This is a genomic window from Streptomyces sp. NPDC096323, assembly GCF_040302845.1.
Classification (GTDB): domain Bacteria; phylum Actinomycetota; class Actinomycetes; order Streptomycetales; family Streptomycetaceae; genus Streptomyces.
Genome location: NZ_JBEOSI010000009.1, coordinates 149650 through 170324 on the forward strand (window position 1 = coordinate 149650; position 20675 = coordinate 170324).

Annotated in this window: 21 protein-coding genes; 9 read left to right on the plus strand and 12 right to left on the minus strand. The window is 69.8% G+C overall.

Annotated elements, in window-relative coordinates; translation table 11 throughout:
• Positions 1–81 precede the first annotated feature (81 nt).
• Positions 82–618, minus strand: a complete 537-nt coding sequence (locus ABTX18_RS25025; protein ID WP_352124984.1) for a TetR/AcrR family transcriptional regulator — start codon at positions 616–618, stop codon at positions 82–84.
• Complete coding sequence (locus ABTX18_RS25030) at positions 618–938, minus strand: DMT family transporter (RefSeq protein WP_352124985.1); 321 nt, start codon at positions 936–938, stop codon at positions 618–620. The genes ABTX18_RS25025 and ABTX18_RS25030 overlap by 1 nt, the downstream gene beginning before the upstream one ends.
• A 228-nt stretch (positions 939–1166) precedes the next feature.
• Between ABTX18_RS25030 and ABTX18_RS25035 the strand changes: the two genes are divergently transcribed.
• A complete protein-coding gene (locus ABTX18_RS25035; RefSeq protein WP_352124986.1) occupies positions 1167–2186 on the plus strand; it encodes a DUF7847 domain-containing protein in 1020 nt (339 codons plus the stop codon).
• A 110-nt stretch (positions 2187–2296) separates the two neighbouring features.
• On the opposite strand, the gene ABTX18_RS25040 is transcribed toward ABTX18_RS25035, so the two are convergent.
• From ABTX18_RS25040 to ABTX18_RS25075, 8 genes are all read right to left on the minus strand, one after another.
• Entirely contained in the window at positions 2297–2635 is a 339-nt protein-coding gene (locus tag ABTX18_RS25040) for a metal-sulfur cluster assembly factor (protein ID WP_145802444.1), read from the minus strand.
• The gene (sufU, locus tag ABTX18_RS25045) at positions 2632–3087 is read right to left on the minus strand and encodes a Fe-S cluster assembly sulfur transfer protein SufU (RefSeq protein WP_024492621.1); all 456 of its coding nucleotides are present in this window, start codon (positions 3085–3087) and stop codon (positions 2632–2634) included. Before sufU ends, ABTX18_RS25040 begins: the two co-directional genes overlap by 4 nt.
• Positions 3088–3108: 21 nt before the next feature.
• Positions 3109–4377, minus strand: coding sequence for a cysteine desulfurase (locus tag ABTX18_RS25050; RefSeq protein ID WP_352124987.1), 1269 nt, complete (start codon positions 4375–4377; stop codon positions 3109–3111).
• Positions 4374–5138: a Fe-S cluster assembly ATPase SufC gene (gene sufC, locus ABTX18_RS25055; RefSeq protein WP_352124988.1), complete on the minus strand. Its 765-nt coding sequence runs from the start codon at positions 5136–5138 to the stop codon at positions 4374–4376. The genes ABTX18_RS25050 and sufC overlap by 4 nt, the downstream gene beginning before the upstream one ends.
• A gap of 7 nt (positions 5139–5145) precedes the next feature.
• A complete protein-coding gene (locus ABTX18_RS25060) occupies positions 5146–5463 on the minus strand; it encodes a bifunctional 3-phenylpropionate/cinnamic acid dioxygenase ferredoxin subunit (protein ID WP_352124989.1) in 318 nt (105 codons plus the stop codon).
• On the minus strand, positions 5463–6680 hold the full coding sequence (gene sufD, locus ABTX18_RS25065; protein WP_503061205.1) for a Fe-S cluster assembly protein SufD: 1218 nt from the start codon (positions 6678–6680) through the stop codon (positions 5463–5465). Before sufD ends, ABTX18_RS25060 begins: the two co-directional genes overlap by 1 nt.
• Before the next feature lie 62 nt (positions 6681–6742).
• Entirely contained in the window at positions 6743–8164 is a 1422-nt protein-coding gene (gene sufB, locus ABTX18_RS25070; RefSeq protein ID WP_136328638.1) for a Fe-S cluster assembly protein SufB, read from the minus strand.
• Positions 8161–8901 carry a helix-turn-helix transcriptional regulator gene (locus ABTX18_RS25075; RefSeq protein ID WP_352124990.1) on the minus strand — a complete coding sequence of 247 codons (741 nt, stop codon included), beginning with the start codon at positions 8899–8901 and terminating at the stop codon, positions 8161–8163. The genes sufB and ABTX18_RS25075 overlap by 4 nt, the downstream gene beginning before the upstream one ends.
• Before the next feature lie 136 nt (positions 8902–9037).
• Between ABTX18_RS25075 and ABTX18_RS25080 the strand changes: the two genes are divergently transcribed.
• From ABTX18_RS25080 to ABTX18_RS25090, 3 genes are all read left to right on the plus strand, one after another.
• Complete coding sequence (locus tag ABTX18_RS25080) at positions 9038–9985, plus strand: ABC transporter ATP-binding protein (RefSeq protein WP_352124991.1); 948 nt, start codon at positions 9038–9040, stop codon at positions 9983–9985.
• On the plus strand, positions 9982–10749 hold the full coding sequence (locus tag ABTX18_RS25085) for an ABC transporter permease (RefSeq protein WP_352124992.1): 768 nt from the start codon (positions 9982–9984) through the stop codon (positions 10747–10749). Before ABTX18_RS25080 ends, ABTX18_RS25085 begins: the two co-directional genes overlap by 4 nt.
• A 238-nt stretch (positions 10750–10987) precedes the next feature.
• Positions 10988–12001 (plus strand): COX15/CtaA family protein, encoded by a 1014-nt coding sequence (locus tag ABTX18_RS25090; protein ID WP_352124993.1) that lies wholly within the window; start codon positions 10988–10990, stop codon positions 11999–12001.
• 97 nt (positions 12002–12098) lie between these two features.
• Here ABTX18_RS25090 and ABTX18_RS25095 read toward each other — a convergent pair whose 3' ends face one another.
• Together ABTX18_RS25095 and ABTX18_RS25100 are read right to left on the minus strand one after the other, a co-directional pair.
• Positions 12099–12455, minus strand: coding sequence for a hypothetical protein (locus tag ABTX18_RS25095; RefSeq protein ID WP_352124994.1), 357 nt, complete (start codon positions 12453–12455; stop codon positions 12099–12101).
• A gap of 106 nt (positions 12456–12561) precedes the next feature.
• Positions 12562–13515 carry a heme o synthase gene (locus tag ABTX18_RS25100; protein ID WP_352124995.1) on the minus strand — a complete coding sequence of 318 codons (954 nt, stop codon included), beginning with the start codon at positions 13513–13515 and terminating at the stop codon, positions 12562–12564.
• 553 nt (positions 13516–14068) lie between these two features.
• Here ABTX18_RS25100 and tkt point away from each other — a divergent pair.
• Genes tkt through pgl form a run of 5 tightly spaced genes read left to right on the plus strand, consistent with a single transcriptional unit; the run spans position 14069 to position 20648 of the window.
• On the plus strand, positions 14069–16156 hold the full coding sequence (gene tkt, locus ABTX18_RS25105; protein WP_352124996.1) for a transketolase: 2088 nt from the start codon (positions 14069–14071) through the stop codon (positions 16154–16156).
• Between the two features lie 34 nt (positions 16157–16190).
• Positions 16191–17309, plus strand: a complete 1119-nt coding sequence (tal, locus tag ABTX18_RS25110) for a transaldolase (RefSeq protein ID WP_352124997.1) — start codon at positions 16191–16193, stop codon at positions 17307–17309.
• A 5-nt stretch (positions 17310–17314) separates the two neighbouring features.
• Positions 17315–18847 carry a glucose-6-phosphate dehydrogenase gene (zwf, locus tag ABTX18_RS25115; protein ID WP_352124998.1) on the plus strand — a complete coding sequence of 511 codons (1533 nt, stop codon included), beginning with the start codon at positions 17315–17317 and terminating at the stop codon, positions 18845–18847.
• Complete coding sequence (opcA, locus tag ABTX18_RS25120) at positions 18844–19866, plus strand: glucose-6-phosphate dehydrogenase assembly protein OpcA (RefSeq protein WP_352124999.1); 1023 nt, start codon at positions 18844–18846, stop codon at positions 19864–19866. The genes zwf and opcA overlap by 4 nt, the downstream gene beginning before the upstream one ends.
• The gene (gene pgl, locus ABTX18_RS25125; protein ID WP_352125000.1) at positions 19863–20648 is read left to right on the plus strand and encodes a 6-phosphogluconolactonase; all 786 of its coding nucleotides are present in this window, start codon (positions 19863–19865) and stop codon (positions 20646–20648) included. Before opcA ends, pgl begins: the two co-directional genes overlap by 4 nt.
• Positions 20649–20675 lie beyond the last annotated feature (27 nt).

Genomic DNA, 20675 nt, shown 5'->3' on the forward strand with positions numbered 1-20675 from the left:
GCAACTCCGTACGAGAGGTGTGTCACCTCCTGTTGCCCGAAGCGGCCTTCCGGGTTCACGGGGACGGCCTCAGGAACGGAGTCACTCGCTGATCCGCCCCAGCATCTCGCGCGCGTACGCCTCGTCGTAGACCCCGCCCGTCAGCAGCACCTGGAGGCAGATGCCGTCCATCAGCGCGACCAGGGCGCGCGCCGTCGCCGATCCGGTGCGCGGCGCCAGGAGCGCGGCCGTGTCGTCGGTCCACTCGGCGGCGACGGGCCGCAGCGCGGGCCGGCGCAGGGCGGCGAGGTACAGCTCGTACTCCAGCTCCGCCCGGCCGCGGCCCGCGTCGAAGAACTCCCCGAGCAGCCGGGCGAGTTCGTCTGCGAGATCGGCGGCCGGGTCGGCGAGGGCCCGGCTCTGCCGCATGAGCGCGGCGAAGTTCTCGTTCGACCGCCGCAGCGCGGCGACCAGCAGTTCGTCCAAGGAGGCGAAGTGGTACGTCGTCGAGCCGAGCGGCACATCGGCCTCGGCGGCGACGGAGCGGTGGCTGAGCCCAGCGATCCCGTGGGCTCCGACCACGCGGATCGCCGCGTCGATGATCCGCTCGCGCCGCTCGGGGTCGTATCTGCGCGCCATCAGTGCGCTCCGCCCAGATTGAGCACCACCACACCGGCGATGACCAGGACGATGCCCGCCGCCTTGAGCGGGCTGCCGGACTCCCCCATGAACAGCATGCCGATGACGGCGACGGCGGCGGTTCCGATTCCGGCCCAGATCGCGTAGGCCGTCCCCATCGACATCGTCTTGAGGGTCTGGGCGAGCAGCGAGAAGGCCAGCAGATAGCCGGCGACGGTGATCAGCGAGGGCCACAGACGGGTGAAGCCCTCGCTGTACTTCATGGCGGTCGTTCCGGCGACCTCTGCCGCGATGGCCGCTGCCAGCAGTCCGTATCCCATGTGTACGAGTGTACGCATCGGAGGGCGTGTGTCGCCGAAGGGGAGGTCATGGGCCGAACGGGTGACGGGGGCGCTACGGTGTCCGTCCAGTACATGCCAGTTCATGAGTGACGGACCGACGGAGCAGCAGTGGCGCAGGACGCAGGGTGGAGTGGCGGTGCGTACGGGGGTGCGCCGTACGGGGGGCCTCCGGGGCAGCCCGGCTGGGGCGGCTGGGGTGGTGGCTGGATGCCTCCGAAGCCCGGGGTGATACCCCTGGGTCCGCTGCGGCTGGGGGATCTGATGGGCGGCGCGTTCGCCACGGTGGGCCGCTACGGCAAGCAGTTGCTCGGCGTCGGCGCCGCCGCGTACGGCGGGGCGCTGGCCGTGGTGCTGGCCGCCGCCGCGATCGCGTACTCGGCCGTCGCGGACCATCTGGACAGCATCCTGGCGCTCGGCACCGATGAGAACCCCCGCACCGAGGACTGGGTACCGCTGGTCGTCGCCTTCGGGGCGGTGGCGGTGGTGGGCATGATCGCCGCCGTGCTGTCCACGGCCTTGATGTACACGGCTGCACCCGCGGTCCTCCAGGAGGCCGTGCTGGGCCGCCCGGTCACGTTCTCCGTCATCTGGAAGCGGGCCTGGAACCGGATGCCCGCGGTCGTCGGCACGGTCCTGCTGACCGGGCTGATCGTGATGGTCCCGATCCTGCTCGTTTGGGTCGCCTTCCTCGCCATCGTGATCGCCGCGGTGAGCACGGACAGCGGTGGCGCCCAGCCCCTCATGATCGTTATCGGTGTCCTGGGCGCCCTGGCGACGGCTCCCCTGGCGACCTGGCTCTGGGTGAAGTTCAGTCTGGCCCCCTCGGCCGTCGTCTTCGAGAACCAGGGTCCGATAGCGGCGATGCGCCGCTCGTCCCGGCTGGTACGCGGGGACTGGTGGCGCGTCTTCGGGATGACCCTGCTGGCCGGCGCCCTGGCGGGGGCCGCCAGTTATGTGATCCAGCTGCCGTTCACGCTGCTCGGCATGTTCTCCGGCATGCTCGGCTCGATGAATCTGGGCGACGACCCGAATCCTGCCTCGGTCGTCGTCGCCGTGAGCGGCTATGTGCTGTCGCTGCTGGTCGGCCAGCTGATCTCGCAGATGGTCGTGGCCACCTTCCCGCCGCTGGTCGCCGGGCTGCTGTACGTCGACCGCCGCATCCGCACCGAGAACCTGGGCCCGGTCCTCGCCGAGGCCGCCGCGGTGCCGCCCCAGTACACGGCCTGACTCCGCGCCCGGGGAGTCGCTCGGGTCGGAAACGCGGCGACGGTCCTGACGGACAACGCGGAACGGCCCCCGGCGGATGCCGGAGGCCGTTCACACGTGTACGGACGTGCTCAGACGTTGAAGCCGAGCGCGCGCAGCTGCTCGCGGCCGTCGTCCGTGATCTTGTCCGGACCCCACGGCGGCATCCAGACCCAGTTGATCCGGAGCTCGCTGACGATGCCGTCGGTGGCCGACTTCGCCTGGTCCTCGATGACATCGGTCAGCGGGCAGGCCGCGGACGTCAGGGTCATGTCGAGGGTCGCGATGTTGGCGTCGTCGATGTGGATGCCGTAGATCAGGCCCAGATTGACGACGTCGATACCCAGCTCGGGGTCGACGACGTCGTACAGCGCCTCGCGGACCTCCTCCTCGGAGGCCGGCTTGGTGGTCAGAGTCTCGTTCTCGCTCATGCCGTCTTCCCTTCGGACAGCGCTTTCGCCGTCGCGTCCTTCCACGCCATCCAGCTCAGCAGCGCGCACTTGACCCGGGCCGGGTACTTGGAGACGCCGGCGAACGCGACCGCGTCCTCCAGCACCTCCTCCATCGCGTCGTCCGGCTCCAGCTGTCCCTTGGACTGCATCAGCTCCAGGAACGCGGCCTGGATCTTCTGGGCCTCGCCCAGCTCCTTGCCGACCAGCAGCTCGTTCAGCACGGAGGCGCTGGCCTGGCTGATGGAGCAGCCCTGGCCTTCGTAGCTCACATCGGCGATCGTCTCGCCGTCGTACCGCACCCGCAACGTGATCTCGTCACCGCACGTCGGATTGACGTGGTGCACCTCGGCGTCGCCGTCCCGCAGGCCGCGCCCGTGGGGGTGCTTGTAGTGGTCCAGGATCACTTCCTGGTACATGGAATCAAGCTTCACCAGTCAACCCTCAGCCGCTGTCTAACCGAAAAAGTTCCGGACGTGTTCCAGACCGTCCACCAGGGCGTCGACCTCGGCGGGCGTGGAGTACAGATAGAACGACGCTCGCGTCGTCGCAGGAATTCCGTACCGCAGGCAGACCGGCCGTGCGCAGTGGTGTCCGACCCGGACCGCGATGCCTTGCTCGTCGAGCACCTGGCCCACATCGTGCGGGTGGATGTCGCCGAGCGTGAAGGAGATCGTGGCGCCGCGGTCCTCCGCGGTGGCCGGACCGATGATCCTGAGGTCCGGGACCTCCAGCAGGCGCTTCACCGCGTACTCGGTGATGGCCTGCTCGTGGCGGTGGATGTTCTCCATGCCGATTGCCGAGAGGTAGTCCACGGCCGCGCCGAGGCCCACGGCCTGGGCGATCGGGGGCGTACCGGCCTCGAACTTGTGCGGCGCCGGCGCGTAGGTCGACGAGTGCATCGACACGGTCTCGATCATCTCGCCGCCGCCGAGGAACGGCGGCAGGTCCTCGAGGAGCTCCTGCCGTCCCCAGAGCACGCCGATGCCGGTCGGTCCGACCATCTTGTGACCGGTGAAGGCCACGAAGTCGGCCTGCAGCGCCTGCACGTCGAGCACCATGTGCGGGGCTGCCTGCGAGGCGTCGATGCAGACGAGCGCGCCGACTTCCTGGGCGCGCCGGATGATCTTCTCGACCGGGTTGATGGTGCCCATGATGTTCGAGACCAGCGTGAAGGAGACGATCTTCGTCTTCTCGGTGATGATCTCGTCGATGTTCGACAGGTCGAGCCGGCCGTCGTCGGTGATGCCGAACCACTTCAGCTTCGCGCCCGTGCGCTGCGAGAGCAGCTGCCACGGCACGATGTTGGAGTGGTGCTCCATCTCCGTGGTGACGATCTCGGTCTCGTGATCGACGCGGTACGGCTCATCGGCCCAGCCGAGCATGTTGGCGACGAGGTTGAGCGACTCCGAGGCGTTCTTGGTGAAGATCACCTCGTTGCGGCTGGGCGCGTTGATGAACGCGGCGACCTTGTCACGGGCGCCCTCGTACAGCGCCGTGGCCTCCTCCGCGATCGTGTACACGCCGCGGTGCACATTGGCGTTGTGCCGCTCGTAGTACTCGTTGAGGGCATCGAGCACCTGGCGCGGCTTCTGCGAGGTCGCAGCGCTGTCCAGGTACACGATCTTCTTGCCGTCATGGACCGTGCGGTCCAGGATCGGGAAGTCCTTGCGGATCGCCTCGGTGTCGAGGAGGCCGGTGAGCCCCTGTCGGGCGTCAGTCACGCGGAAGCGCCACCCTTCGTGTAGGCCTCGTAGCCCTCTTCCTCCAGCTTGTCCGCGAGCTCGGCGCCGCCGGACTCGGCGATGCGGCCGTTGGCGAACACGTGCACGAAGTCGGGCTTGATGTAGCGGAGGATACGGGTGTAGTGCGTGATCAGCAGGGTGCCGACCTCACCGGACTCGCGGACCCGGTTGACACCCTCGGAGACGGTCTTGAGCGCGTCGACGTCCAGACCGGAGTCGGTCTCGTCGAGGATCGCCATCTTCGGCTTGAGGAGCTCCAGCTGGAGGATCTCGTGGCGCTTCTTCTCGCCGCCGGAGAAGCCCTCGTTGACGTTGCGCTCGGCGAAGGCCGGGTCCATGTGCAGCTGAGCCATCGACTCCTTGACCTCCTTCACCCAGGTACGCAGCTTGGGCGCCTCGCCGCGGACGGCGGTGGCGGAGGTACGCAGGAAGTTGGAGACCGAGACACCGGGGATCTCGACCGGGTACTGCATGGCGAGGAACAGGCCGGCGCGGGCGCGCTCGTCGACGGTCATGTCGAGGACGTTCTCGCCGTCCAGGGTCACCGTGCCGCTGGTGACCGTGTACTTGGGGTGACCGGCCAGCGAGTAGGCCAGGGTGGACTTGCCGGACCCGTTGGGGCCCATGATGGCGTGGGTCTCGCCCTGCTTCACGGTCAGGTCGACGCCCTTGAGGATCTCCTTCGTGGCGTTGTCGGCCTCGACGGTGACGTGCAGGTCGCGGATTTCAAGCGTTGCCATGGGTGACTCAGGTCTCCTGGGTGACGGAGACGAGCACATCGTCCCCTTGGATCTTGACGGGGTATACGGGGACGGGGCGCGTCGCGGGGAGGCCGGACGGCTTGCCGGTGCGCAGGTCGAAGCTCGATCCGTGCAGCCAGCACTCGATCATGCAGTCCTCGACCTCGCCCTCGGACAGCGACACGTTCGCGTGCGAGCAGATGTCGTTGATCGCGAACACCTCGCCCTCGGTGCGGACGACGGAGACCGGCGTGCCGTCGAGCTCCACCCGCTTCGGGGTGTCGTCCTCCAGCTCGCTCAGCGCGCACGCCTTGACGAAGGTCATCAGACCGACGCCTTCAGCTCGGTCTCGATCTTGTCGAGGAGGCGGGCTTCGACGTCCGGCAGACCGATCTGCTGGACCAGCTCGGCGAAGAAGCCGCGCACGACGAGGCGGCGGGCCTCCTCGGCCGGGATGCCGCGGGACTGGAGGTAGAACAGCTGCTCGTCGTCGAAGCGACCGGTCGCGGAGGCGTGGCCTGCGCCGACGATCTCGCCGGTCTCGATCTCCAGGTTCGGCACCGAGTCGACCCGCGCACCGTCCGTGAGGACGAGGTTGCGGTTCATCTCGTAGGTGTCGGTGCCCTCGGCGGCGGCCTGGATGAGGACGTCGCCGATCCATACGGCGTGGGCGCCGTCGCCCTGCAGCGCGCCCTTGTAGGCCACGTTGGACTTGCAGTGCGGGGTGTTGTGGTCGACCAGGAGGCGGTGCTCCTGGTGCTGGCCCTTGTCGGTGAAGTACAGGCCGAAGAGTTCGGCCTCACCGCCGGTGCCCGCGTACGCGATCCGCGGGTGGAGCCGGACCACGTCGCCGCCGAAGGTGACGACGATCGACTTGAACGAGGCGTCGCGGCCGACCAGCGCGTTGTGCTGGCCGACGTGAACGGCCTGCTCGTCCCAGTCCTGGACGGAGACGACGGTCAGCTTCGCACCGTCGCCCAGGACGTAGTCGACGTTGGCGGCGAGCACCGCGTCACCGGTGTGGTCGATGACGACGACGGCCTCGGCGAAGGCGCCCAGCTCGACGACCTGGTGGCCGTAGGCCACGCCGCCCTCGCCGTGCACGGCGATCCGGATCGGCTCGGTGAGCACGGCTTCCTTCTCGACGGTGACGACGGAGGCCTGCTCGAAGGACGAGTACGCCTGCGCGGCGACCCGGTCCACCGGCTTGCCGGCCTTGCCGAGGCGCGCGTCGTCGCGGCCGACGGTCTCGACCGTGACGCCCGCGGGGGCCTCGATGGCGACCTTGACGCCGCTTCCGGTGGCGACGGCCGTGCCGTCGTGCAGCCCGCGCAGCCGCTCCAGCGGCGTGAACCGCCACTCCTCCTCACGGCCGTGCGGGACCGGGAAGTCCGCGACGTCGAAGGACGGGGGCGCGCTCATGCGCGTGGCGACGGTCGACTCGGCGGCCACCGCGATGGAGCCGGCGGTCGTCGAACCGGCCGGTGGGGGTCCCCCCGCTCGAGCGGAGCCGAGAGTGGGGGAGTTCTGAGCCTCAGCCATGGCTGTCGTAGTGCTCGCTTTCTCAGTCGGACAGATGTCAGGAAGGTTCGGGCGCCGGCGTACTAGCCGACCGAACCCTCCATCTGGAGCTCGATCAGCCGGTTGAGCTCGAGGGCGTACTCCATCGGGAGTTCCTTCGCGATCGGCTCGACGAAGCCGCGCACGATCATCGCCATCGCCTCGAACTCGGTCATGCCGCGGCTCATCAGGTAGAAGAGCTGGTCCTCGGAGACCTTGGAGACGGTCGCCTCGTGACCCATCGACACGTCGTCCTCGCGGACGTCGACGTACGGGTACGTGTCGGAGCGCGAGATCGTGTCGACCAGCAGCGCGTCACAGAGCACGTTGGACTTCGAGCCGGGCGCACCCTCGCCGATCTCGATGAGACCGCGGTAGGAGGTGCGGCCGCCGCCTCGCGCCACCGACTTGGAGACGATGTTCGAGGAGGTGTTCGGAGCCATGTGGACCATCTTGGCCCCGGCGTCCTGGTGCTGGCCCTCGCCGGCGAAGGCGATGGACAGGGTCTCGCCCTTGGCGTGCTCGCCCATCAGGTAGACGGCCGGGTACTTCATGGTGACCTTGGAGCCGATGTTGCCGTCGACCCACTCCATCGTCGCGCCCTCGTAGGCGACGGCGCGCTTGGTCACCAGGTTGTAGACGTTGTTCGACCAGTTCTGGATCGTCGTGTAGCGGCAGCGGCCGCCCTTCTTCACGATGATCTCGACGACCGCGGAGTGCAGGGAGTCCGAGGAGTAGATCGGCGCCGTGCAGCCCTCGACGTAGTGGACGTAGGCGTCCTCGTCGACGATGATCAGCGTCCGCTCGAACTGGCCCATGTTCTCCGTGTTGATACGGAAGTAGGCCTGGAGCGGGATCTCCACGTGCACGCCCTTCGGCACGTAGATGAAGGAGCCGCCGGACCACACGGCCGAGTTCAGCGAGGCGAACTTGTTGTCACCGACGGGGATGACGGTGCCGAAGTACTCCTTGAAGAGCTCCGGGTGCTCCTTCAGCGCGGTGTCGGTGTCCATGAAGATGACACCCTGCGCCTCCAGCTCCTCGTTGATCTGGTGGTAGACGACCTCGGACTCGTACTGCGCGGCGACACCGGCGACGAGGCGCTGCTTCTCCGCCTCGGGGATGCCGAGCTTGTCGTACGTGTTCTTGATGTCCTCGGGCAGGTCCTCCCAGGACTCCGCCTGCTTCTCCGTGGAGCGCACGAAGTACTTGATGTTGTCGAAGTCGATGCCCGACAGGTCCGAGCCCCAGTTCGGCATGGGCTTCTTGCCGAAGAGCTTGAGGCCCTTGAGCCGCAGCTTCAGCATCCACTCGGGTTCGTTCTTCTTCTCCGAGATGTCGCGGACGACAGCCTCGGAGAGGCCGCGCTTGGCCGCTGCGCCTGCCGCGTCGGAGTCGGCCCAGCCGAATTCGTACGTGCCCAGGCCATCGAGCTCAGGGTGGGCAGTCTCCGTAGGGAGCGTCATGCGGGGTTCCTCCCGGCCGTTCTTGCAGATGCTGAATCGGTGGTCTGTGGGGTGGGGTGGCCGCTGCGCGGAATGTACGTCGTACACACCCCGTCGCCGTGGGCGATGGTGGCCAGACGCTGCACATGGGTCCCCAGGAGGCTGGAGAAGATCTCCGTCTCCGCCTCGCACAGCTGCGGGTACTGCTCGGCGACGTGGGCGACCGGGCAGTGGTGCTGACACAGCTGCTCACCCTGTTGCGGGCCCGGCGCGCTGCGCGCCGTTGCAGCGTACCCGTCGGCGGACAAGGCCTTGGCCAGCGCCTCCGTACGGGCTTCGGGCTCGGCGGCCTCGACGGCCGCGCGGTAGGCCGCCGACTGGTCGGCGACCCTGGCCCGGGCGAACGCCATGACCGCTTCGTCGCCCGAGGTCTCGGCGATCCAGCGCAGGGCGTCCGCGGCGAGCTTGTCGTACGACTGGTCGAAGGCGTCCCGGCCGCAGTCGGTCAGGGCGAACACCTTGGCCGGGCGGCCACGGGTCCGCGCCCCGTACACCCGCTGCTCGCGGGCCTCGACGACGTCGTCCGAGACGAGGGCGTCGAGGTGGCGGCGGACGGCCGCCTGGGTGAGCCCCAGGCGCTTCGCCAGGTCGGCGACGGTGGACGGGCCGTGGTCCAGGATGGAGCGCGCGACCCGGTTGCGCGTCGAGCGCTCGCCGGTCGCGAGTTCCTCCTGCGGAGCCTCGCCCTCGTATTTCACAACGCCATTGTTGCGTAATTCCCTCGGCCCTGACAACCACGGTCCGGAACGATCAAGGGTGCAGTTCATCACTTAGGGTTACCTAATCAAGCCCCCGGACCGGGCCGCCGCAGGTGGCTGCCTAGACTTACCGCCCATGAAGAGCGAGCCCGCCCCACCCCTCTCCGGCCCGGCCGTCCAGGTCCGCGGCCTGGTGAAGCGGTACGGCAGCAAAGCCGCGGTGGACGGCCTCGACCTGGACGTCCGGGCCGGCGCGGTCACCGCGGTCCTCGGCCCCAACGGTGCGGGCAAGACCACCACCATCGAAACCTGTGAGGGCTACCGCCGCCCCGACGCCGGAACGGTCCGGGTCCTCGGCCTCGACCCCGTCGCCGACGCGGCACGGCTGCGCCCTCGCATCGGCGTGATGCTCCAGTCGGGCGGCGTCTACTCCGGCGCGCGCGCCGACGAGATGCTCCGCCACATGGCGAAACTGCACGCCCACCCGCTGGACGTGGACGCTCTCATCGAACGGCTGGGCCTCGGCGGCTGCGGCCGCACCACCTACCGCCGGCTCTCCGGCGGCCAGCAGCAGCGGCTCGCGCTGGCGATGGCCGTCGTCGGCCGCCCGGAGCTCGTCTTCCTGGACGAGCCGACCGCGGGCCTCGACCCGCAGGCCCGCCGCTCCACCTGGAACCTCGTGCGCGAACTGCGCACCGACGGCGTGTCGGTCGTGCTCACCACCCACTTCATGGACGAGGCCGAGGAGCTCGCCGACGACGTCGCCATCATCGACGCCGGCCGGCTCCTCGCCCAGGGCAGCCCCGAGGCACTGTGCCGCGGCGGCGCCGAGAACACCCTGCGCTTCACCGGCCGTCCCGGGCTCGACCTCGGCTCCCTGCTGAAGGCGCTGCCCGACGGCACGCAGGCGGCCGAGCTCGCCACCGGCGCGTACCGCATCACCGGCGACGTCGACCCGCAGCTGCTGGCCACCGTCACCTCGTGGTGCGCCCAGCACGGCGTGATGCCCTCCGGTATCTCCGTCGAGCGCCACACCCTGGAGGACGTCTTCCTCGAACTGACCGGCAAGGAGCTGCGCGCATGAGCGCCGGTACGTACGCCCCCCGGCCGGGCGCCGCCCCCCTGGGCCGCATGATCGCCGCGCAGGCCGCGCTGGAGACCCGGATGCTGCTGCGCAACGGCGAGCAGCTGCTGCTGACGGTGATCATCCCGACACTGCTGCTCGTACTGTTCAGCGCGGTCGACATCGTGGACACCGGCTCGGGCGAGCCGGTCGACTTCCTGACGCCCGGCATCCTCGCCCTCGCCGTGATGTCCACGGCGTTCACCGGCCAGGCCATCGCCACCGGGTTCGAGCGGCGCTACGGCGTGCTCAAGCGGCTCGCCGCGTCCCCGCTCCCCCGGTGGGCTCTGATGACCGCGAAGACGCTCGCGGTCCTGGTCACCGAGGTGCTCCAGGTCGTGCTGCTGACGGTGATCGCCTTCGCGCTGGGCTGGTCGCCGCACGGCAACCCGTTCGCCGTGCTGCTGCTCCTGGTGCTGGGCACCGCCGCGTTCTCCGGGCTCGGCCTGCTGATGGCCGGGGCGCTGAAGGCGGAGGCGACGCTGGCCGCCGCCAACCTGGTCTTCCTGCTGCTGCTGGTCGGCGGCGGGGTCATCGTGCCGCTGGACAAGTTCCCGGACGCGGCGCAGTCGGTGCTGGGGCTGCTGCCGATCGCCGCCCTCTCCGACGGCCTCAGGGACGTGCTGCAGCACGGCGCCGCGATGCCGTGGGGCGACCTGGGGATCCTCGCGGTGTGGACGGTGCTGGGGCTGGGCGCGGCGGCGAGGTTCTTCCGCTGGGAGTGAGCCCGCGGATGCGTTGCGTCGCCCTTTGGCGGCAGGAGGGCCCGGCGACCGGGGGTGGGTGACGGAGCGGGGGTGGGTGCGTGCAGCTGCAAGGCGGAGGATTGAGGCAGGGCGGAGCCCTGGTGATTGACGACAACGCCGCAGATGCGCGTGCCCAGCCCCGCGACGCCGCCCCCGGTCGCCGGGCCCTCCTGTAACTCGTCCCCCTCGTGAAAGCTTGCACAAGCGGCGGCCTACGATGGTGCGCGTGCCCAAGCTGACCCGAGCCCATGTCGCTCAAGCCGTGCGGAACCCGCTCCTTTTCATCGCCGAGCGCTGGACGCCGTCCCCCCGGACCGTCCGCCGCGCGGCGATGTCGGCCGTCGTCATGACCGTCGTCATCGTCGTCACCGGCGGTGCCGTACGGCTGACCGGTTCCGGCCTCGGCTGCCCGACCTGGCCCAAGTGCACCGACGACAGCCTGACTGCGACGAGCGCGATGGGCTTCCACGGCGCCATCGAGTTCGGCAACCGGATGCTCACCTACGTCCTGTGCGCGGCGGTCGGGTGGGCGATCATCGCCGCCCGGTCCGCCAAGCCCTGGCGCCGCAGCCTCACCCGGCTCGGCTGGGCGCAGTTCTGGGTGGTCATGGGCAACGCCGTGCTCGGCGGCGTCGTGGTGCTCGTCGGGCTCAACCCGTACACCGTCGCGGCGCACTTCCTGCTCTCCACCGCGCTGCTGACGGTCGCCCTGGTGACATGGCAGCGGGTCCGGGAGGGCGACACGGCGCCGCGCCCTCTGGTGGGCAAGGCCGTCGCTCAGCTCACCTGGCTGCTGGGGGTCGCGGCGGGGCTGCTGATCGCGGTCGGCACGGTGGTCACGGGGGCCGGCCGGCACGCCGGCGACTCCAGCGACGTCCACCGCATCCCGGTCGACTGGAAGACGATCGCCCAGCTGCACGCCGACCTGGCCTGGGTCGTGGTGGCGCTGACCGTCGCGCTCTGGTTCGTCCTGAAGGCCGTCGACGCGCCCGTGGGGCCGCTGCACCGCGCCCGGGACCTGTTCGTGATCCTGATGGCGCAGGGGGTGATCGGGTATGTGCAGTACTTCACCGACACGCCGGAGATCCTGGTCGGGGTGCACATGCTCGGCTCGTGCCTGGTGTGGATCGGCGTGGTGCGCGTCCTGCTGTCGCTGCGCGAGCGGCCCGTGGCGCTCGCCCCGGTGCCCGGACCGGCGGCCCAGCAGCCGGAGCCCGCTACGGCGGGCTGACGCCGTTCCCGGAGACCTTCACACGTACTGAGGGGCTCCCCGCACGACGGCACGCGAGCCGTTGCGCGGGGAGCCCCTCAGTACGTCTGGTGACGCGTCAGGCCTTGTTCGCCGGGCCGCCGACCTGGATGCCGGCCATCCGGGTCCATTCGTACGGGCCCGTGTGGACCTTCGCCGCGAACTCGCCGTCGAAGGACTCGTGCATCGTGATCCCGGACTTCTGCGCGGCGCTCTCGGCGACCGCGTACGAGGGGGCGACGAGATCGCCCCAGCCGCCGTCCTCGCCGACGAGGACGATGCGGGCGCCCATCTGCCCGAGGTAGGCGAGCTGCCCCTCCGCCCCGCCGTGCGCCTTCGCGAAAGCACCGATCTGCTTGGCCAGCCGGGCCGCCCTGCGCTCCGCGCGCGCCGCCTGCTTGCCGTCCACCTGCTGGGTCTCAGCCGTCTCTGCCATGCACAGGATGCTACCGATGGGTAGAACAACGTGCGACGGGCGGGGACCGTGGCCTGTGCCACGCTCCCCGCCCGTCGCAGGTCGTACGGAGGAGGCGCGCCGGGCGCTATCTCAGGAAGGGGTCCACGGCCACGGCGACGAACAGCAGGGACACATAGGTGATCGACCAGTGGAACAGCCGCATCTCCTTGAGCTTCCCGCCGGTCACACCGGACTTCGCCCGGTTCAGCAGGCCGTGCGCCTCCCAGAGCCAGAAGCCGCCGGTCAGCGCCGCCACCACCGTGTAGAACCAGCCGGTGTAGCCCAGCGGCGTCAGCAGCAGCGAGACGGCCACCATCACCCAGCTGTAGAGCACGATCTGGCGGGCCACCACCCGGTTGGAGGCGATGACCGGGAGCATGGGGACGCCGACCCGCGCGTAGTCGTCCTTCACCTTCATGGACAGCGGCCAGTAGTGCGGCGGCGTCCAGAAGAAGATGACGGCGAAGAGGATCACCGCGGCCCAGGACATCGAGTTCGTCACGGCGGACCAGCCGATGAGCACCGGCATGCAGCCTGCGATGCCGCCCCAGACGATGTTCTGCGAGGTGCGGCGCTTGAGGATCATCGTGTACACGACGACGTAGAAGAGCAGCGCGCCGAGCGACAGGGCCGCCGACAGCCAGTTCACCAGCAGGCCGAACCAGACCGTCGAGACCACCGCGAGGGCGATGCCGAAGGCCAGGCACTCGCGCGGGCTCACCATGCCGGTGACCAGCGGACGCTGCGACGTGCGGTCCATCAGCGCGTCGATGTCGCGGTCGATGTACATGTTCAGCGCATTGGCACCGCCGGCGGACAGATATCCGCCGATGGTGGTAGTGAGTACGAGCCACAGGTCGGGTACACCCTGAGCGGCCAGGAACATCACCGGAACAGTGGTGATCAGCAACAGCTCGATGATCCGAGGCTTGGTCAGTGCCACGAATGCCTTGACACGGGCCCCGAATGGGCGATGGCCCCCTGGGCTCGGAGTCAAGGCGACCCCTGCGGGTCGGGACTCGACGGCCGTCACGCACACCCCTGACAGAGAAATCCCAGCAAGCTCCGGGCGTGAAGGCCCGGTAAAGACTTGCGCGAACCAGACCACTGTAGACGTTGGGGACAGGGCGCCCTTCGCGGGGGTGGGGTCGTGTTGATGCGGCGCGAGGCGTTGCCGCGGCACACGTGCGAACGCCCGCACGCCTTCCCGTCCGTGCCCGGTACGCGCACCGCTGGCGCCGCTCCCGCACATCGCCGCGCGACGCCGGTGCGCGCATCGCTCGTACAGACGTGTTCCGGCGCGCCGCTCAGGCGCGTTCCGGCGCGCCGCGCAGACGTGGCCCCGGGACGCTCACACAGAGGTCTCAGAGGTGCCCCGGAACGCTCATCGGAGGCCTCAGGAGTGGGCCCGCGCGCTCATCGGAGTGAGCCCATCGGTGAGCCTCCGCGCTCATACGGGAGGCGGATCCGACGGGCCGCCCGCACCCTGGAAGGAGCCGGAAATCACGGGTCCTGACGGGGGTAGGCTCGGCCATGCCCGGTGCGTCACAGTCACCGGTTTTGACGACAGTGGAGAGGAGCCCTGACTCAGGGTGAGCACCAAGCCGACCACCACAGACCTCCAGTGGACCGAATTGGACCAGCGGGCCGTGGACACCGTCCGCGTCCTCGCCGCGGACGCCGTACAGAAGGTCGGAAACGGCCACCCGGGTACGGCCATGAGCCTGGCTCCCGCCGCGTACACCATTTTCCAGAAGGTGATGCGGCACGACCCCGCCGACGCGGACTGGACCGGCCGCGACCGGTTCGTGCTCTCGGCGGGCCACACCAGCCTGACCCTGTACATCCAGCTCTACCTGGCCGGGTACGGCCTGGAGCTCGATGACCTCAAGGCCTTCCGTACCTGGGGCTCCAAGACCCCGGGGCACCCGGAGTACGGCCACACCACCGGTGTGGAGACGACGACCGGCCCGCTGGGCCAGGGCGTCGCCAACGCGGTGGGCATGGCCATGGCCGCCCGCTACGAGCGCGGCCTGTTCGACCCGGAGGCGGCCCCCGGCACCTCCCCCTTCGACCACATGGTGTGGGCCATCGCCGGCGACGGCTGCCTCCAGGAGGGCATCTCCGCGGAGGCGTCCTCGCTGGCCGGGCACCAGAAGCTGGGCAACCTGGTCCTGCTGTGGGACGACAACCACATCTCCATCGAGGGCGACACGGAGACCGCGGTCTCCGAGGACACCCTCAAGCGCTACGAGGCGTACGGCTGGCACGTCCAGCGCGTCGAGCAGCTGCCCAGCGGCGACCTGGACCCGGCGGGTCTGTACAAGGCGCTGCTGGCCGCGAAGGCCGAGACGGAGCGTCCGTCGTTCATCGCGGCCCGCTCGATCATCGCCTGGCCCGCTCCGCACGCCCAGAACACCGAGGCCTCGCACGGCTCCGCGCTCGGCGACGACGAGGTCGCCGCGACCAAGCGGGTGCTCGGCTTCGACCCGGAGAAGAGCTTCGAGGTCGCCGACGAGGTCATCGCGCACACCCGTGAGGCGCTGGACCGCGGCCGCGAGGCCAAGGCCGAGTGGCAGAAGTCCTTCGCCGCATGGCGCTCCGCCAACCCGGAGCGCGCCGCCGAGTTCGACCGGATCGCCGCGGGCGAGCTGCCCAAGGGCTGGGAGGACGCTCTCCCGGTCTTCGAGGCCGGCAAGGGCGTCGCCACCCGCGCCGCCTCCGGCAAGGTGCTCCAGGCGCTCGGCGACATCATCCCCGAGCTGTGGGGCGGCTCGGCCGACCTCGCGGGCTCGAACAACACCACGATCGACAAGACGTCGTCGTTCCTCCCGGCCGGCAACCCGCTGCCGGAGGCCGACCCGTACGGCCGCACGATCCACTTCGGCATCCGCGAGCACGCCATGGCCGCGGCCATGAACGGCATCGCGCTGCACGGCAACACGCGCATCTACGGCGGCACCTTCCTGGTGTTCTCCGACTACATGCGCAACGCCGTGCGGCTGTCCGCGCTGATGCACCTGCCGGTGACGTACGTGTGGACGCACGACTCGATCGGTCTCGGCGAGGACGGCCCGACCCACCAGCCGGTCGAGCACATCGCCTCGCTGCGCGCGATCCCGGGCCTCAACGTCGTCCGCCCGGCGGACGCCAACGAGACGACCCTCGCCTGGCGCGAGATCCTGCACCGCTACACCAAGGTGTTCGGCAAGGGCGCTCCGCACGGCCTGGCGCTGACCCGGCAGGGCGTCCCCACGTACGAGGCGAACGAGGACGTGGCCAAGGGCGGCTACGTGCTCTTCGACGCCGAGGGCGGCGAGCCCCAGGTCCTGCTGATCGGCACGGGTTCCGAGGTGCACCTCGCCGTCGAGGCGCGCGAGGAGCTCCAGGCGGCCGGCATTCCCACCCGTGTGGTGTCGATGCCGTGTGTCGAGTGGTTCGAGGAGCAGGACCAGGCGTACAAGGACAGCGTTCTGCCGCCGTCCGTGAAGGCCCGCGTCGCCGTCGAGGCGGGCATCGGCCTGACCTGGTACCGGTACGTCGGAGACGCCGGCCGGATCGTCTCGCTGGAGCACTTCGGCGCCTCGGCCGACGCCAAGGTCCTGTTCCGTGAGTTCGGTTTCACCGGCGAGCACGTCGCCGCCGCCGCGCGGGAATCTCTCGCCGCCGCCACGCGCTGACGCCGTTATACGACAAGTAGGAGATGTAATTCTCATGACAGACGCACTCAAGCGCCTCTCCGACGAGGGCGTGGCGATCTGGCTCGACGACCTCTCGCGCAAGCGGATCACCTCGGGCAACCTCGCCGAGCTGATCGACCAGAGCCACGTCGTGGGTGTCACCACCAACCCCTCGATCTTCCAGAAGGCGATCTCCTCGGGTGACGGTTACGAGCAGCAGCTCACCGACCTCGCCGCCCGCAAGGTGACCGTCGAGGAAGCGATCCGCATGATCACCACCGCGGACGTCCGGGACGCGGCCGACATCCTGCGCCCGGTCTTCGACGCGACGGACGGCCAGGACGGCCGGGTCTCCATCGAGGTCGACCCGCGCCTGGCGCACAACACCCTGGCCACGGTCGCCGAGGCCAAGCAGCTCGCGTGGCTGGTCGACCGGCCGAACACGCTCATCAAGATCCCTGCGACGAAGGCCGGTCTGCCGGCGATCACCGAGACGATCGGCCGGGGCATCAGCGTCAACGTCACGCTGATCTTCTCGCTGGAGCGTTACCGCGAGGTCATGGAGGCCTACCTGGCGGGCCTGGAGAAGGCGAAGGCCGCGGGCCTGGACCTGTCCAAGATCCACTCGGTGGCGTCGTTCTTCGTGTCCCGTGTGGACACGGAGATCGACAAGCGGCTCGACGCGATCGGCAGCGACGAGGCCAAGGCGGCGAAGGGCAAGTCCGCGCTCGCCAACGCCCGCCTGGCCTACGAGGCGTACGAGGAGGTCTTCGCCGGTGAGCGCTGGGCCGCTCTCGACAAGGCGCACGCCAACAAGCAGCGCCCGCTGTGGGCGTCCACCGGCGTGAAGGACCCGTCCCTCAAGGACACCCTGTACGTCGTCGACCTCGTCGCGCCGAACACGGTCAACACCATGCCGGAGGCGACTCTGGACGCGGTGGCCGACCACGGCGAGATCACCGGCAACACCGTCGCCGGTTCCTACGACCAGGGCCGTGCCGACCTCGAAGAGATCAAGAAGCTCGGGGTCAGCTACGACGACGTCGTCCAGCTGCTCGAGGACGAGGGCGTCGACAAGTTCGAGGCGGCCTGGACCGACCTGCTCAACTCGACCGAGGCGGAGCTCAAGCGCCTCGCCCCTTCGGAGGGCTGACCACTTTGTCTGGTGTTCCCGGAGCCAACCCGCTCCGTGACGCCCAGGATCGACGGCTCCCGCGCATCGCGGGGCCGTCGGGCCTGGTCATTTTTGGCGTCACGGGCGATTTGTCCCGTAAAAAGCTGATGCCCGCCGTCTACGACCTGGCCAATCGCGGCCTGCTGCCGCCGGGCTTCTCGCTCATCGGTTTCGCGCGCCGCGACTGGGAGGACGAGGACTTCGCCCAGGTCGTCCACGACGCCGTCAAGGAGCATTCGCGCACGCCCTTCCGTGAGGAGGTCTGGCAGCAGCTCGCCCAGGGCATGCGCTTCGTCCAGGGCAACTTCGACGACGACGTCGCGTTCGAGACGCTGCGCGCCACCATCGAGGAGCTCGACAAGGCGCAGGGCACGGGCGGCAACTTCGCCTTCTACCTGTCCGTGCCGCCGAAGTTCTTCCCGAAGGTCGTCGAGCAGCTCAAGGAGCACGGGCTGGCCGACCAGAAGGAAGGCAGCTGGCGACGGGCCGTCATCGAGAAGCCGTTCGGTCACGATCTGGAGAGCGCGCAGGAGCTCAACCACCTCGTGCACGACGTCTTCCCGCCCAACGAGGTCTTCCGCATCGACCACTACCTCGGCAAGGAGACGGTCCAGAACATCCTGGCGCTGCGCTTCGCCAACACGATGTGGGAACCGATCTGGAACAGGTCGTACGTCGACCACATCCAGATCACGATGGCCGAGGACATCGGCATCGGCGGCCGGGCCGGCTACTACGACGGCATCGGCGCCGCCCGTGACGTCATCCAGAACCACCTGCTCCAGCTCCTGGCGCTGACCGCGATGGAGGAGCCCGGCTCCTTCCATCCCAAGGCGCTGGTCGCCGAGAAGCTCAAGGTGCTCACGGCGGTCGAACTGCCGGAGGACCTGGGCAAGCACACGGTGCGCGGCCAGTACACGCACGCGTGGCAGGGCGGCCAGGAGGTGCCCGGCTATCTGGAGGAAGAGGGAATCGACCCCAAGTCGAAGACCGACACCTTCGCCGCGATCAAGCTGACGATCAACAACCGCCGCTGGGCGGGCGTGCCGTTCTACCTCCGTACCGGCAAGCGGCTCGGCCGCCGGGTCACGGAGATCGCGGTCGTCTTCAAGCGCGCCCCTTACCTGCCCTTCGAGTCCGGTGCGACCGAGGAACTGGGCGGCAACGCCCTGGTCATCCGGGTCCAGCCCGACGAGGGCGTCACGGTGCGCTTCGGCTCCAAGGTGCCCGGCACCTCCATGGAGGTGCGGGACGTCACGATGGACTTCGCCTACGGCGAGTCCTTCACGGAGTCGAGCCCGGAGGCGTACGAGCGGCTCATCCTCGATGTCCTGCTCGGCGACGCCAACCTGTTCCCGCGTCACCAGGAGGTCGAGCTCTCCTGGAACATCCTCGACCCGATCGAGGAGTACTGGGACAAGCACGGCAAGCCCGCCCAGTACCCGGCCGGCACCTGGGGCCCGGCCGAGGCGGACGAGATGCTCGCACGCGACGGACGGAGCTGGCGCCGGCCATGAAGATCGATCTCACGGAAACCACGTCCAGCAAGATCAACCAGGCCATGATCTCGGGCCGGCGCGCAGTAGGCGCCCCGGCCATCGGGATGGTCCTCACCCTTGTCATCGTCACCGACGAGGAGAACGCGTACGACGCGCTCAAGGCGGCGAGCGACTCCTCCCGGGAGCACCCCTCGCGGATCATCGCGGTGATCAAGCGGGTCAGCCGTTCGCCGCGTGCCCGCCGCGACGCCCGGCTCGACGCCGAGGTACGGGTGGGTTCCGACTCGGGCTCCGGCGAGACCGTGGTGCTGCGTCTGCACGGCGAGCTGGCCAACCACGCCCAGTCCGTCGTCCTGCCCCTGCTGCTGCCGGACGCCCCGGTGGTGGTGTGGTGGCCGGAGGACGCTCCCGAGGACCCGGCCAAGGACCCGCTGGGCGCGCTCGCCCAGCGTCGTATCACCGACTCCTACTCCGCCGAGCACCCGCTCGAGGAGCTGGCGGTGCGGGCGCGGACGTACCAGCCGGGCGACACGGACCTGGCCTGGACCCGCATCACGCCCTGGCGTTCGATGCTGGCGGCGGCGCTCGACCAGCAGCCCGCGCAGGTCCTCTCGGCCACGGTCGAGGGCGAGTCGGACAACCCGAGCTGCGAACTGCTGGCCATGTGGCTCGCGGACCGGCTCCAGGTGCCGGTGGAGCGCACGACGTCCGGCGGCCCCGGTCTGACGGCCGTCCGGATGACGACGAAGAACGGCGACATCGTCCTGGACCGGGCCGACGGTTCGCTCGCCACGCTGTGCATGGTCGGCCAGCCGGACCGTGCGGTGGCGCTGAAGCGCCGGGAGACCGCGGAACTCCTCGCGGAGGAGCTGCGGCGTCTGGACCCGGACAACGTGTACGAGGCCACGGTGAAGTTCGGCGTCGAGCGCCTCGGAAAGATGGCGGAGCCCGTGGCCGCGAAGAAGGCGGCCGCGCCGTCCGATGCGCCCGCCGCCGCCAAGAAGGCCGCGCCGGCGAAGAAGGCGGAGTCGAAGTGAGCGTCGTCCCGCAGCTCGTCGTGCACCGCGACAAGGAACTGATGGCGCAGGCCACGGCGGCCCGGCTGATCACGAAGATCGTGGACGCCCAGGCCGCACGCGGTCACGCCTCGGTGGTGCTCACCGGCGGGCGCAACGGCAACGGCCTGCTGGCCGCGCTCGCCGGCGCGCCCGCCCGGGACGCGGTCGACTGGTCGCGGCTCGACCTGTGGTGGGGCGACGAGCGCTACCTGCCGGAGGGCGATCCGGAGCGCAATGTCACGCAGGCCCGCGAGGCCCTGCTGGACTCGGTGCCGCTGGACCCGTCCCGGGTGCACGCGATGCCCGCGTCGGACGGGCCGCACGGCCAGGACGTCGATGCGGCGGCGGCCGCGTACGCCGCCGAACTGGCCGCCGCGGCCGGTCCGGAGGACCACGGTCCGGTGCCGGTGTTCGACGTGCTGATGCTGGGTGTCGGGCCCGACACCCATGTCGCCTCCCTCTTTCCCGAACTGCCCGCGGTCCGGGAGACCGAGCGCACCGTCGTCGGTGTGCACGGCGCGCCCAAGCCGCCGCCCGTCCGCGTCTCGCTGACGCTGCCCGCCATCCGGGCGGCGCGTGAGGTGTGGCTGCTCGCGGCGGGCGAGGACAAGGCGGAGGCCGCGGCCATCGCCCTGTCGGGCGCCGGGGAGATCCAGGCCCCGGCGGCGGGGGCGTACGGTCGCAGCCGCACGCTGTGGCTGCTGGACGCGGCGGCGGCCTCGCGGCTGCCCCGCGCCCTGTATCCGCCGGCCTCCGCCTGAGCGTTCGCCCGTACGGCCCGGTCCGCC

Coding starts and splice junctions, on each gene's coding strand:
- ABTX18_RS25090 (WP_352124993.1), top strand. CDS start 10,988: ATGGTGCGCGTGCCCAAGCTGACCCGAGCCCATGTCGCTCAAGCCGTG.
- sufD (WP_503061205.1), bottom strand. CDS start 6,680: ATGGCTGAGGCTCAGAACTCCCCCACTCTCGGCTCCGCTCGAGCGGGG.
- opcA (WP_352124999.1), top strand. CDS start 18,844: ATGAAGATCGATCTCACGGAAACCACGTCCAGCAAGATCAACCAGGCC.
- ABTX18_RS25025 (WP_352124984.1), bottom strand. CDS start 618: ATGGCGCGCAGATACGACCCCGAGCGGCGCGAGCGGATCATCGACGCG.
- ABTX18_RS25030 (WP_352124985.1), bottom strand. CDS start 938: ATGGGATACGGACTGCTGGCAGCGGCCATCGCGGCAGAGGTCGCCGGA.
- tal (WP_352124997.1), top strand. CDS start 16,191: ATGACAGACGCACTCAAGCGCCTCTCCGACGAGGGCGTGGCGATCTGG.
- ABTX18_RS25060 (WP_352124989.1), bottom strand. CDS start 5,463: ATGACCTTCGTCAAGGCGTGCGCGCTGAGCGAGCTGGAGGACGACACC.
- ABTX18_RS25085 (WP_352124992.1), top strand. CDS start 9,982: ATGAGCGCCGGTACGTACGCCCCCCGGCCGGGCGCCGCCCCCCTGGGC.
- ABTX18_RS25035 (WP_352124986.1), top strand. CDS start 1,167: ATGCCTCCGAAGCCCGGGGTGATACCCCTGGGTCCGCTGCGGCTGGGG.
- ABTX18_RS25080 (WP_352124991.1), top strand. CDS start 9,038: ATGAAGAGCGAGCCCGCCCCACCCCTCTCCGGCCCGGCCGTCCAGGTC.
- ABTX18_RS25040 (WP_145802444.1), bottom strand. CDS start 2,635: ATGAGCGAGAACGAGACTCTGACCACCAAGCCGGCCTCCGAGGAGGAG.
- sufB (WP_136328638.1), bottom strand. CDS start 8,164: ATGACGCTCCCTACGGAGACTGCCCACCCTGAGCTCGATGGCCTGGGC.
- ABTX18_RS25095 (WP_352124994.1), bottom strand. CDS start 12,455: ATGGCAGAGACGGCTGAGACCCAGCAGGTGGACGGCAAGCAGGCGGCG.
- sufC (WP_352124988.1), bottom strand. CDS start 5,138: ATGGCAACGCTTGAAATCCGCGACCTGCACGTCACCGTCGAGGCCGAC.